The organism is Paenibacillus sp. P13VS (assembly GCF_015143645.1).
GTDB classification, from domain to species: Bacteria; Bacillota; Bacilli; order Paenibacillales; family Paenibacillaceae; genus Paenibacillus; species Paenibacillus xylanilyticus_A.
Map to the genome: position 1 here is coordinate 128,804 of NZ_WYEV01000008.1, position 12,956 is coordinate 141,759.

Consider the following 12,956-nt stretch of genomic DNA (forward strand, 5'->3'; position numbering starts at 1 on the left):
GTATCCAACAAACAAAAATAACATAGAATACATTAGTAAAATCAGTTGAATCGAACTTCAATCATTTGTTACACAAATGAAATATAGCTGCAATTGAACTCTAACAGACAGCGGGTAAACTTATCTCATGACCCCCTTTTTGATAAATAGATATGCTGTTGGGACCCGCCGCGAGCGGGTTCATTTTTTTTGACCAAAAGAAAAACCCTACGATAGGGATCATCCCGGTGACCGTAGGGTTTCAAGCTTGTTATCCGGTTTTCGTTACAAGGGAACAATCTGCATCTGTTTCTGTTTAAAATAAACCCATTCCGTAAAGCCGATCTCTTTCAGGCGAGTCTGAACGTCTTCCAAGTCGTCCGCTACGCGAGAAGGCTTGTGCGCATCGGATCCGAAGGTGACTTTTACGCCGTAATGATTCGCTCTCTCCAAAATGGCATCAGAGGGATACCATCCGCCGCTTAGCTTTGTTTTGCCGGAGGTGTTGATCTCAATAGCCACGCCCGCCTCCGCAATAACCTGCAGGGTTTCATCAATAGCATGATCAGCCACTATCTCGGAGAATGCAGGGTAATTGCCTTTCATGGCATCAATGTGTCCAAGAATCTGGAACATGCCACTCCGGGCAGACTGTGAAATCAATGAGTAGTAGCGTTCCTTCACTTCAATTTTCCGAGCCTCACTGAGTCCCTTCCACCGGGTTTTATTGAAAATGCTGACATCCTCCGTGTGATGGACCGAACCAATAATATAGTCAAAAGGATACTGTCCCAGCGTACTGCGATACAACTCGGCATGGAGAGGGAAATAATCGGATTCAATGCCAAGCAGCACATCAATTTTCCCAGCGTATTCCTCCTTCAGTGCAAGCACCTCTTCCACATAATGGCGCAATTCGGACTTGGCCATCGCAATGCGGGGGAATGCTTGCTCTTCTTTACTGGCAAAATAGGGCGTGTGATCGGAGATTCCAATGGCCTGAAGACCGGCCTGAATGCCAGCTTCGATGTATTCCCGAATGTTGCCATCCGCATGACCACAGCGGAAATGATGCGTATGAAGATCGAATTTCATGAATGATCCTTCCTTTCTCCTGCCTTGTTTGTCATTCTGAACTGATAAATTGAGTTTCCGGCATGCCTTTCAGGTCGCTCAGGAATTGATGCATGGCCGAATTCAGATAACGACTGGATTTGTAAATGACGCCTACAGGATGACTGACCTCAAGTTCACTTAGCGGAATCATCCGAAGTGTGCCCTGACGCAGCTCATGTGCGACGGATTGCTTGGATATCACGGCCGCTCCGAGGTTGATCTCGACCATCCGTTTGACTTCCTCACTGCTCGACAATTCCATCACAATATTGGGCTCAATGCCATGTTTTTTGAAAATGCCTTCCGTAAACCGTCTGCCGACCGTATCTGGCGACAGCATAATCAATGGGGTGCTGCGCAGCACGTCCACCGCGGCATGCTTCTGCTTCGCAAGGGGATGAGCAGGTGACACAACAAGTTCGAACGTGTCGTAATACAGAACAGAGGTGTTCAGATTGGGATTGCGCTCGGTGAGATACCCGATACCAACGTCAATCAATCCATTTTCGACCTGCGTGTAGATCTGTGAGGAAGGCAGGGACTGAATACTGGTTTTGATCAATGGGAACTGATCCTGGAAGTAGGATAGCACCCGGGGGAGAATCTGAATCGCAATGGAGGTTGTCGTGCCCAGTACGATATGGCCTTGAGGCGTTTCATCGAGATCGGACAGCTTCTGCTTCAGTTCGTCTACGATATCTAGCATGCGCTCGGCATGCTCCAAAAACACTTGTCCGCGATCGGTTAAAGTAACAGGTTGGTTGCGATCTACAAGAACGGTGTTGAATTCATCCTCCAGACTTTTAATCTGGGCCGAGACGGCAGGCTGGGTTAGGTTCAGAAGTTCTCCCGCTTTGCGGAAACTCATCGTTTTTGAGATCGTAATCAGCGTCTCCAGTTGGCTGATATTCATGTATGGCCTCCTTGCGGGTAAGATGTCGTGTCATGGAGTGTTCCTGTGAGGAATGGAATCCCGTAACTTTTTTTTGGTTTGTTATCTTAAATTATAGGTGATTCGAGACGGCAGGGCAATGAAGGAGACACGCGGAGTTTAAGAAGAATACATGAACGTCAATTAAACTTAATATCAAGATTTTTAATAAAATTACATTTGTTAAAACACAGTAAAAAAGTCCTAAATCTTAATGCGTCTCGAATTGAATCAAAAGTCTTCCTACAAAAGGGGTGCAGAGTTCTGTTATTTCGTCAAAAACAGCTATAAACTATTGCCCCGTGCATGACGATAAATTATAGTACACATGTCTTACCGAATTCATAGTGAATTCTTGTACGTGATAAAGTATAATAAAATTATTGAATATGGGACTTTTGGTATGTGACCAATAACCCAGTGTAAGGGGGACATTAGACAGTGAAAGCGGAAGTAATTAATCCTTTCCTGGAATCCGCACGCAACGTATTCGAACAACTCATCCAGGTTTCGCCTTCCACCGGGAGTCTTGGCGTGAAGAACGTAGAGTACATAGCAGACCATGTTTGGATCGTGATCGGAATGACCGGCCAGCTGAGCGGAAACATTGTTTTCGGAATTCAGGAACAAGTTGCACTGCGAATTGTCTCCGCCATGATGGGCGGTTTTGTAATTACCGAAATGGATGAAATGAGTAAAAGCGCCATCTCGGAACTGGGCAACATGATTAGCGGCAATGCGAGCACGATCCTGTCCAACCAGGGTGTCGTGGTGGACATCACGCCTCCGCAAGTGTTGAAGTCCGAACATTTAACTGAATTTAATGCAACAAAGGCATTGAGCATTCCACTGTTGATGGACGGAATTGGCGAGATGGATATTCAGGTCATGATCTCGTAGAATAGAACCATAGCCTGAACAGGCGATTGTGTTCATTACGGGAGGACTTCGGGTATGCTGAAAGATCAGGTTGTATTCATCACAGGTGCGTCGAGCGGAATTGGTGCGCTCTGTGCACAGATGCTGATTGAAGAAGGAGCTATTCCCATTCTTGCTGCCCGATCTCGGGACAAGCTTGAACAGATTGGTGCTTCATTAAAAGGGCCGCATGAGCTGCTTACGCTGGATGTAACCAATGATGAGCAGGTACAGACAGCGTTTAACATGATGCAGGAAAAGTATGGACGAATCGATATTTTGCTGAACAATGCAGGTTACGGAAAGTTTGCCGCAATGACGGAAATGACGGTGCAGGAATTCGAAGATATGATGGATGTCAATTACATGGGAATTGTTCGCTGTACGAAGGCAGTGCTGCCGCATATGCTGGAACGTGGAAAGGGACAGATCGTGAATGTGGCCTCCATGGCTGGCAAAATTGGGACTGCAAAATCGGCATCCTATACAGCAACCAAACATGCCGTACTTGGATTCAGCAATGCTTTGCGTCAGGAGCTGCGCAAGACCGGAGTGACGGTTACGACTATTAATCCGGGACCCATTGATACGCCGTTTTTTCATCGTGCAGATCCATCCGGTAATTACGTTAACAATGTGCGCTGGATGATGCTCAAACCGGAAGAGGTTGCAGGGCATATGATCCGGGCGATGAAGAAACGCAAGGAAGAAGTGAATCTGCCAAGACTCGCTTCGGCTGGCATATGGCTGTATCAGCTGTTTCCGCGACTCGCTGACCGGCTGTCGCATGGGGTCATGAACCAGAAGTAGAAATGCAGCAACCTGAGCATCATATAGGGAATATGAGAAAAGCTCCGCCGAGGGGCTTTTCTTTTTTTGCGCCAAGGCAGAGAGTTACCGAATAAGATTTGGTCCACAGCATTTTTTCGCATATAATGAAAGATAATGTGATGACAGGCTTATGCTCCAGAAGTACAAGCAGGAACTAGCATCGTAAGAATAAAATAAAAGGATGGACATACATGACGAATGAAACATTTGCTTCAATAGGCGTGGCACAGGATCTGGAGGCGATACTCGCTTCGCACGGGATTAACGAACCTTCTCCGGTACAGGCCCAGACCATACCCGTTATTTTGGAAGGCCGCGATGTGGTTGCGAAATCCCAGACGGGTACAGGCAAAACGCTTGCTTATCTTCTGCCACTGCTGCAATCCATCAAAAGTGATGTCAAAGGTACGCAAAAGCTGATTATCGCGCCTACCCAAGAACTGGCCATGCAGATCGTGCGTGAAGCACAGCGATATGGAGAGGGACGCAGCATCGGCGTACTTGGCCTCATTGGAGGCGCAGCTGTCAAACGCCAGATCGAGAAATTGCGTGAGCATCCTGAACTGGTTGTGGGCACGCCTGGACGACTGAAAGAACTGATTACGCTGAAAAAGCTGAAAATGCACAACGTCTCGACGATTGTCATTGATGAAGCTGACCAGGTATTCCAGCTGGGTGGCGTGAGTGATGTGGAGTTTGTGCTTCGCAGTGCACTGCGGGACCGTCAGCTGATTTTCCTGTCTGCGACTATTGATGAGCATACTGCTGGACTTGCCAAGCGTGAGATGAAGGAACCTGTTCAGATCGGAATTGAGCCAGACCGGGCAACAGCTGCGGGACTGGAGCATTATTATTTTGTGGAAGAAACCCGCAACAAAATCGATATGCTGCGTCGTCTGGTCAGACAGTATAACCCTGATCGTGCCATTGTGTTTGTGAACGCTACAGAAGACATCGGCGAGGTAGAGGCCAAAATGAACCATCTGGGCCTGTCTGCGGCTGCATTGTACGGTGATGCGGACAAGGTAACGCGGAGCAACGTACTTGCTGCGTTTCGCAATGGCAAAATCCAATTGCTGATTGCCAGCGAAGTTGCGGCAAGAGGCTTGGATATTGAAGGCTTGCCAATGGTTATCAACTATGACCCTGCTTTTGACTCGGAGCACTATGTTCACCGTGCGGGACGCACAGGACGCATGGGACGCAGCGGGATTGTGCTGTCCATCGTGGATGAAACGCAAATCTTCATCATGCGCAAATTCGCGCGTGAACTTGGCATTGAATTGCAGGAACGCGTGTTGTTCGGCGGCAAAGTACTTGAAGCCGATCCACGTCCGGACACCCGACCTGAAGGTCATTCTTTCTCGAGAAAACCGGGATCGTCCCGTGACCGCAAACCAGGCCAGGCAGGCCGTAACGGAGGAGCAAGAGCTGCTGTGTCGAATCAGCGTACAGCAGACAGCAAGCCTGCTCGCAATGGTGGAAGAACAGAGCGGGACCAGGATCGTAAAAAAAAGGGTGCACCCAAATGGAGCAAGGGAAACACACCGCGTTCCGAAGAATAAAACCTGACGAAAGAGGTGCAGGGATTGATGGATAACGGACAAACGCCCGTACTTAAAATCAGCGGGTTAAGCGGAGGATATAGTGCCAAACGGCCGGTTCTCCATGGTATCGATCTCGAAGTTGGACGCGGAGAGATGGTCGGACTGATCGGATTAAACGGTGCCGGAAAAAGTACGACAATGAAACATATTTTAGGCTTGATGACTCCCCAGCAGGGGGAGGTTCGGGTCATGGGCAAGAAGCGGGACGAGGACGCACAGATCTATCAATCGGCGATGGCATTTGTGCCGGAGTCACCCGAATTGTATGACGAGATGACCGTAATGGAGCATCTGGAGTTCACAGCCAGAGCATATGGCGTATCCGAAGCGGATTTCAAACACCGTACGGAGAAATTGCTGGACCTGTTCCGCATGAGGGAGAAAAGCACAAGCCTGTCGACCCATCTGTCCAAAGGGATGCGGCAGAAGGTGATGATCATGTGTGCTTTTGTTGCAGGGCCCCCGCTCTACATTATTGATGAACCGTTCCTGGGGCTCGACCCGCTCGGAATTCGTTCTTTGCTGGATTTCATGCTGGAAATGAAGGCATCCGGATCATCCATATTGTTGAGTTCGCACATTCTGTCCACGATTGAAAACTACTGCGATCGCTTTGTTGTATTGCATCGGGGTCAGGTTATCGCTCATGGCACATTGAATGAGCTGCGCACCCAGTTCGGAGATTCGGATGCGGCGCTGGAGCATATGTTCTATTCTCTTGTGCAGGGCAGGGATTAAGCATGGATCTCAAGCTGTTATGGAAGCAAAGACGCACGGGATTCTGGAACGGAATTCTTCCTTATCTGGGCTATGTCATACAGAGTGGCGTGGCCATGGTCTTTCTCTTTCTCGTCATTGCATTCTCGGCCTGGTACACCTCATTTGTACAAAACATTCCTGCAGGATTCCCGATTCGCTGGATTGCGTTGCTGCTGCTGGCACCGCTAGTCCTGTTTAGCAGTTATCGTACATATCTGCATCCTGCCGATATCGTATTTCTTAGACCCCAGGAGTACCGGATGCAGGAGTACCTGAAGAACAGTTTTGCCCGGGGAATCATCTACAAAAGTCTCGGCATGCTGCTCGTATTTGTTACACTGTGGCCTCTCTATGTTCGGGCAGATCAGGATGCACGGCCGTTTGGCTGGTTTATCGTGCTTTTGCTCCTCTGGAAAGGACTGGCGAGCTACGGTGCCTGGCAGGAGCTGCGAATGGTTCAGACCGGGGCAGCCAGAGGCTATCGTTTGCTGCGCTGGGCACTGTCTATACTGGCGATTGCCGCTTGGTTGTGGCAGCCTCCACTGCGAAGTGTCTGGTTCCTGTTGCTGCTGGCAGCCCTCTATGTGGTCGCACTGCGCATCCCGGTGAAGCACCGGGTAGCATGGGAACGTCTGATTCAGGTGGAGCAGGGCCAGGCCGGCCGGGTCATGCGGACACTGGGCTGGTTCGTGGATGTACCATCCTCCGGCCAGAAAGTAAGTGCTCGCCGCTGGCTCAGTAAATGGGGAAGCGGGCTACCCTGGAATGCAGGGAAAGCCTATCGCTATCTCATTACCAAAACATTCATTCGAACCGAAGTGTTCACCATTGTGCTGCGATTGATCGTACTGGGCATGCTGCTCAGCTGGTGGACAGCGGGAAGTTACTTTGGCGTAGGTGTATATCTGTTCTTCCTTCTGCTGGTTGGTGTTCAGCTTGGCGCATTACGCCGCAGTCATGGTGAATCCTTCTGGATCATGATCTATCCCATCTCTGCAGAGAGCCGCCGTTCCCAGGTGCTCGGCTTCATCTTCAATCTGCATGCTATTGCTGCTCTATTGATGTGGCTTCCGATGTGGGCTGCCGGAATAAGTGGGTTGAGTGTCACGGGAATAGCGCTGGTGCTCGGTGCGCTGGTGATCTACCTCATGAGGCGTTCACAGGGCAACAAATGGTTGAAGGAAGAAGAAGACGAGTGACTTGACCTTATTGCTGCAAACGTGGACTGGGGAAGATAACTCCAGCAGCAAAGAGTGTTACGATATCGTCAATCACAAAAAAGACGGTTATGTTGGGGCTGAGTCCCCAAATAACCGTCTTTTTTGCTGCGTTTAGCCTATTTGGCTCTCCCGCGTAGAGAAGGATGGAACTAACAGAGGAATGATTTAGTGATGATTACCAGCAGGATGAACAGAACAAGAATCGCACCTGTATTTGTAAATCCTCCGAAACCGCCGTATCCATAACCGCCTCTTGTTTCTTCAACTCCAGACATGGGTCATTCCCCTTTCGAGTGGTTTTTGGCACGCCCTTGCGTACACCGTATACTATGTGCCCTGGGTTTCTGCTGATTGGGCCACTGCCCGGAATCGTTTAGAAATAAATATATTTCAGGTGAAGCACAGCAGCTTCTGCCGCTGAAAAGAAAGCATGCCAAACAGCCCTCTATGGGACGATAGTGTACACGTCACCGGATAGAGGGCTGTTTATATTACAGGACTTGCCCAGAAGCCTGGGAATGTCCTGAGCTATTCATTTTTACAAGAGCGAAGCCTGATCGGAATCAGTCTTGCTTCAGATCGGTGATGCCACGGTAGATGGTATCAAACAGATCCTCCAGTCCAGACTCTTCAATACAGGAGAAGGCGATGCGCAGATCAGCTTCACCCAGTGCAATGGTACCTACACCGTACTTGTGCAGCAAGTGGGAACGAAGTGTTTCTGCATCAACGTCTTTTAGCTTCAGACACATGAAGTAACCGGAGTTGAATGGATAGTAATCCCAGACCTCGCCGTATTTGCCGCTATCGAGAATGGCTTTCACCTTGTTCGCACGGCCTTTCATGATCTCAAACTTCTCCTGTTTCTGTGCTTCAAACTCCGGTGCTTTCAGTGCATCCAGGACAAAGGTCTGTGATGGATGCGGACCACTGGAGATGGTTGCCCGGATAATGCCAAGTGTTTTTTGCTCCAGCGCATGCAGAACCGCAGCATTTTCATGTGCATAAGTGATGAAACCAACGCGGAAGCCCCATACGAACTCTTCCTTCGTTGCACCGTCCACTTTTACAGTGAGCACGCGTGGATGAATGTTAGCCAATTTGCCAAACAACGATTCGTGAATGGAATCCTCGAAGAACAGACCAAAGTAGGCATCGTCTGTCACGGCAATCACATCTACGCCTGCTTCCGCAGCCTGACGGATCGTGTCCACAATCGCATCGGCTTCTTGGCCGCCAGGTGTGTAGCCTGTTGGATTGTTCGGGAAGTTGAGCAGCACGATGGCTTTGCCTTTGCCCTTCTGTGCAAGCAGTGCTTCAAGCAGTCCCTGACTATTAAAGTTCAGTTGCTCATCGAACAGGGGATAATGAACCAGCTGGCCATGACGACGAATTCCGAAAGTCAGCTCGTAATTTTCCCAGTTTTTATCCGGATATATAACAGCGTCCCCTTCTTCAACGAAGAGATCGGCTACAATACTAAGTCCATGAGTCAATGCATTGGTAACAATAGGGTTGCCAAACGTTTTGCCTTCTAGTGAAGGGGTCTCCTTCAGCATCTTGTCTCTCCATACCGTCCGCAGTTCAGGCTTACCCGCAGGCGGAGCGTAAGGATAGAGGTCCTTCGGTTGGAATGCAGACAGCTTCTCCTGAATAACCGGAAGATGCATCGGCACACCGCCCTCCAGAGCAATACCAATCGTAGCATTATAGGTCTTGGCCAGGCTTGCTGCTTCAGCAGACTGACTCAGGATACCTTCTTTTGGGAAATAGATCTCTTTGCCGAGCTGCGACAGCATGGAGTAGACGTGACTGCTGCCTGCCTGAATACTTTCGTTCAACTGTTCAGCCAGTGGATTCATTCTTTTCATCCTTCCAAGTCTTTGGGATTCAACTGCCTAACATTATATCACCTTGACATCCCCCCGTCACGGAAATTACGCAATATGACAGTTATATCACTTCACCGCGTTGTTGCAGGAGGCCAAAAGGCGAAATTTAGGCACGTTGTTCCCTATGGTGAGGCAGGAAAATATCGGTTTATTGCTGATGAAAAGGACAATATTTCCGCATCATTTCGGCAGTTTCGGCATCTCTTCCTTCATTGCGCTGTTCCAGCTGCCCGCTAATATGCTCGAATCGCTCGGTGGAAAGATTCTGACCAAATTTGAATTTGGCACTGAGGTGATCCGGTACAATCCGAACGACAGCAACCGCTTTGAGATTACCCTTATACCGGGAATCGGCAGCATCAATGGGAACATATCCACCCTGCGGCTGAAGCTTCTCCATGAAGCGCTGCAGCACTTTGCCCTTGATGTCCAGATCCTGAACAGGCTCTGCCTGCCCGGATGCCATGACACTTTTGAAAAAGGAGGTTGCGGGACAAGCCAGTTCGGGATCACTGAAATAGGAGGGGATCAGGGAAAACTCTTCAGCCACCGTAAAGCTGACCGAGGAATCATGCTTGATCTGTTTCATTTTCTCTCCGGCAAGACTGCCATGGAAATAAAAGCATCCGTCCATATATACGAAATTGAGCGGTGTTACCCGTGGTTGTCCATCCGGACTGACGGTTCCCAGAAATCCGAAGGAGCACTGATCCAGAAATGCTGTAATTTCTTTCTCTTCATCCACTGTAAATTCCTTGCGTCTCATATGGTTTTCCCCCTTGGCTGTGATTCATCTGAACTTGAATGTTAATCGGAATGTTGCTCTAACGATAAAACATGCATTGACATAAAAATAGATCCAATTTACATTCATTTTTATAGGCCAATTATTGATTTGAAAGATGGAGAATACAATGAACTTGGAGTAAGAGGCACCGCCATATGGTGTGAAAATATGAAAGAGAGGGGAGGGAAAGTCATGGAACTGTGGCTGCCCTTGGATTCCTATGAACACCAGCATCGTTATAAATACACGGCACTATATCATGCCTTGCGCGATGCTATTCATGCGGGAACACTCGTGGAGGGGGCACGTCTTCCTTCCACGCGAGAACTCGCGAGCCAATATGACATGTCGCGCGGCTCTGTGGCACAGGTCTATGACATGCTGCTCGCGGATGGTTACGTAGAGGCACATCGGGGCAAAGGTACGTTCGTTAAAGGTACATATAGGACAGAGACACAGGGGGAACAGGAAGCCGTCATTCAGCTCTCTCCATGGGGAGAACGCGTGAGCAGACTGGATACCCAAAAAAGAACGGAATCTGTCTCTGTGCCAGATCGGCATATCATTGATTTTCATGTCCATCGCATGCCGGCAGGCCACTTCCCCACATCGGAATGGAAAAGCGCACTCGCCGCCGTACACCGAAGTGATTGGCGGGAGCAAAGCGGTGCAGCAGGAGACCCTGAACTGCGTGAGGCCATCGCTTCACATCTGAGATGGACACGGGGGATTCAGGCGGATGCATCCCAGATTGTACTGTTCAGTGGTTCGATGCAAGGCATTACATTGCTGGCACAGCTGCTGATCCCGGAAGGGGCGCAGGTCATATTGGAAAATCCGGGATACCAGGGAATCGCGCATGCGGTGAACGCCTGTGGGGGCAGAGCTGTCCCGGCAGCTGTAGATTCGCAGGGCATCATCCCTGAGGATTGGAACGCCCAGACGCTGTTCGTTACCCCAACCCGTCAGTTCCCGACTGGGGCGGTGTTAGGACTGGATAGACGCAAAACGCTGCTAGCCTGGGCCTCAAAGCGTAACGCCGTCATCATTGAAGATGACTACGACAGTGAATTTCGCTGGGGAGGCAGACCGATTGAACCGCTTAAAGTATTGGATCGCGAGCAGCGGGTGATCTATGTCGGATCATTCTCACAGACCATGATTGCTTCCTTCCGGCTGGGCTATGCGGTCCTGCCATCAAGCCTGGTGCAGCCACTCCTTGCAGCGAAAGCCCTGTATGAGCCGGTACCCCCTGCGTTATTGGAACAGCGAGCCTTGGCCAAATTCATGAGCAGAGGTGGATATCTGCGACATTTGAGACGGTTAACCCGGTTATATGGGGAACGGCATGCTTTTTTTGTCCAGGAGATGGTACATCAGTTACCAGAGGCTTTCACCATGCAGCCAGGAGATGCAGGACTTCACATCTACGCGACCTGGAATGGCAGTCCGGACAGCTTTCTGAAATTCAAAACGATAGCAAAGGAAGAAGGTGTGTTATTTCGGGATGCCGAGCGTTATCAACTGATCCCTGGTCCTCCTGCTGTTTGTTTTGGCTTTGCGCACCTGGAGAAAGAGGAGATCACGGAAGGCATCAGAAGACTGCGCCTGGCTTGGGAGAATAGTACATTTTCGTTTCGCTGAAATTCGCTGTATAATGGATGAAGACATTTCGCTCCGGAAGGAGCAGGAATCACATACAAGCACTTTGCATCAGATCCAAGGAGCGTACTGAGCTTAGGGACAGGCTGAACTGAAAGGATTGTGTTCTAATTCTATGGCCTGTTAACCGTAAGCGATTGGAATTCAATGATGATGCAACATGCGGAGAGATTAACTTTCAAGGGGGAGTGGCGACATGCTGCAGGCATCGCCGTCATCTTTTGTTATTTTGCCCGCCGTCGCCAAAATTGTCTGCGAACCGGGATGGAAGTGGCAGAAGCGGGAAAAACCGATGCAGAACTATGACTTATTTTATGTATGGAGTGGGGAAGGGACCGTTGTGCTGAATGACCGGTCGTATGAGGTCGGCAAGGGCAGCTGTTTCCTGTTTAGACCAGGTGATCATCCTACTGCGACACATAATAAGCAAAAACCGCTGGTACTTACGTATATTCATTTTGATGTAGATATACCTGTGAATGATGTGCCCCAGTCTTATCGTGAGGTACAGGAAACCGTGGAATTCGAGCATTTGCTGGCTCGGTATGTAAGACTGTTCCTATCCGATGTATATGGGCGGGACGAGGAGAGTCGGCTTATATTGAAACAGCTGATGATTCATTTGCTGCGTGCGGATACGGAATCACCTGTGGAGAAAAGGGTCAGCAACCAATTGTCTGATGTCATTCAGGAAGTGGCAAACTATGTACGCCAGCATCCGGGGATTACCCATCGGGTAGAGGATCTGGCTGCACGTGCGGGCTTGTCGCCCAGATACTTCTCCATCAAATTCAAGGAACTAATCGGCTCTTCTGTTCAGTCGTATATCATTCGCATGCGCATTGAGCGAGCAGAACATTTGCTGGTGCATACGGGCATGAATGTAACCGAGGTCGCGGATGCCCTCGGGTATCGGGATATCTTTTTCTTCAGTCGTCAGTTCAAGCAATACACCGGCAAAAGTCCTTCCGAGATTCGTTAGGTACGCGCCGGAGATCAGGGTAACGTTTCAAGTCTGGAGGCCAGGGGTAAGTAAGTAGCATTCCAGACGAAACGAAAGGGGGAACTTGTGATGAACGGAAAACGGCGGATCCGCAACCGGGGATGCTCTATGAAGGGATGCACTATTTTCCGGAACCGTCTGCGTCGCTTCAAACCGGCGGAGGAACTGCAAAACGTGTGGTTTTGAAGAAAAGTCAGAGGGCCTGTACATACGGAGCGATGTTTCGTATTGAATGTATATATGGAATCTCC

At 49.4% G+C, this 12,956-nt stretch carries 12 protein-coding genes; 7 read left to right on the top strand and 5 right to left on the bottom strand.

Annotated elements, in window-relative coordinates; translation table 11 throughout:
* Window positions 1-264: 264 nt before the first annotated feature.
* Together GUA98_RS20615 and GUA98_RS20620 are read right to left on the bottom strand one after the other, a co-directional pair.
* On the bottom strand, window positions 265-1,074 hold the full coding sequence (locus GUA98_RS20615; RefSeq protein ID WP_153979865.1) for a histidinol-phosphatase: 810 nt from the start codon (window positions 1,072-1,074) through the stop codon (window positions 265-267).
* 31 nt (window positions 1,075-1,105) lie between these two features.
* Window positions 1,106-2,008: a LysR family transcriptional regulator gene (locus tag GUA98_RS20620; protein WP_127538953.1), complete on the bottom strand. Its 903-nt coding sequence runs from the start codon at window positions 2,006-2,008 to the stop codon at window positions 1,106-1,108.
* Window positions 2,009-2,467: 459 nt separating this feature from the next.
* Between GUA98_RS20620 and GUA98_RS20625 the strand changes: the two genes are divergently transcribed.
* The 5 genes from GUA98_RS20625 to GUA98_RS20645 all read left to right on the top strand — a co-directional run bounded on the left by GUA98_RS20625 (window position 2,468) and on the right by GUA98_RS20645 (window position 7,340).
* Window positions 2,468-2,926: a chemotaxis protein CheX gene (locus tag GUA98_RS20625; protein WP_095292039.1), complete on the top strand. Its 459-nt coding sequence runs from the start codon at window positions 2,468-2,470 to the stop codon at window positions 2,924-2,926.
* Between the two features lie 54 nt (window positions 2,927-2,980).
* On the top strand, window positions 2,981-3,754 hold the full coding sequence (locus tag GUA98_RS20630; RefSeq protein ID WP_193724244.1) for an SDR family NAD(P)-dependent oxidoreductase: 774 nt from the start codon (window positions 2,981-2,983) through the stop codon (window positions 3,752-3,754).
* Window positions 3,755-3,966: 212 nt separating this feature from the next.
* Window positions 3,967-5,340, top strand: coding sequence for a DEAD/DEAH box helicase (locus tag GUA98_RS20635; RefSeq protein ID WP_193724245.1), 1,374 nt, complete (start codon window positions 3,967-3,969; stop codon window positions 5,338-5,340).
* A gap of 27 nt (window positions 5,341-5,367) precedes the next feature.
* Entirely contained in the window at window positions 5,368-6,120 is a 753-nt protein-coding gene (locus tag GUA98_RS20640; protein WP_095292035.1) for an ABC transporter ATP-binding protein, read from the top strand.
* Window positions 6,121-6,122: 2 nt separating this feature from the next.
* Window positions 6,123-7,340: an ABC transporter permease gene (locus GUA98_RS20645; protein WP_193724246.1), complete on the top strand. Its 1,218-nt coding sequence runs from the start codon at window positions 6,123-6,125 to the stop codon at window positions 7,338-7,340.
* Window positions 7,341-7,510: 170 nt separating this feature from the next.
* Here GUA98_RS20645 and GUA98_RS29740 read toward each other — a convergent pair whose 3' ends face one another.
* From GUA98_RS29740 to GUA98_RS20655, 3 genes are all read right to left on the bottom strand, one after another.
* Entirely contained in the window at window positions 7,511-7,636 is a 126-nt protein-coding gene (locus tag GUA98_RS29740; protein WP_227779889.1) for a YjcZ family sporulation protein, read from the bottom strand.
* A gap of 288 nt (window positions 7,637-7,924) precedes the next feature.
* Window positions 7,925-9,223, bottom strand: a complete 1,299-nt coding sequence (locus tag GUA98_RS20650) for an aminotransferase class I/II-fold pyridoxal phosphate-dependent enzyme (protein WP_153979861.1) — start codon at window positions 9,221-9,223, stop codon at window positions 7,925-7,927.
* Window positions 9,224-9,401: 178 nt separating this feature from the next.
* Window positions 9,402-10,019 carry a pyridoxamine 5'-phosphate oxidase family protein gene (locus GUA98_RS20655; protein ID WP_193724247.1) on the bottom strand — a complete coding sequence of 206 codons (618 nt, stop codon included), beginning with the start codon at window positions 10,017-10,019 and terminating at the stop codon, window positions 9,402-9,404.
* 213 nt (window positions 10,020-10,232) lie between these two features.
* Between GUA98_RS20655 and GUA98_RS20660 the strand changes: the two genes are divergently transcribed.
* Together GUA98_RS20660 and GUA98_RS20665 are read left to right on the top strand one after the other, a co-directional pair.
* On the top strand, window positions 10,233-11,684 hold the full coding sequence (locus GUA98_RS20660) for a PLP-dependent aminotransferase family protein (RefSeq protein WP_193724248.1): 1,452 nt from the start codon (window positions 10,233-10,235) through the stop codon (window positions 11,682-11,684).
* A gap of 214 nt (window positions 11,685-11,898) precedes the next feature.
* A complete protein-coding gene (locus GUA98_RS20665; protein WP_095292024.1) occupies window positions 11,899-12,684 on the top strand; it encodes a helix-turn-helix domain-containing protein in 786 nt (261 codons plus the stop codon).
* Window positions 12,685-12,956: the final 272 nt, after the last annotated feature.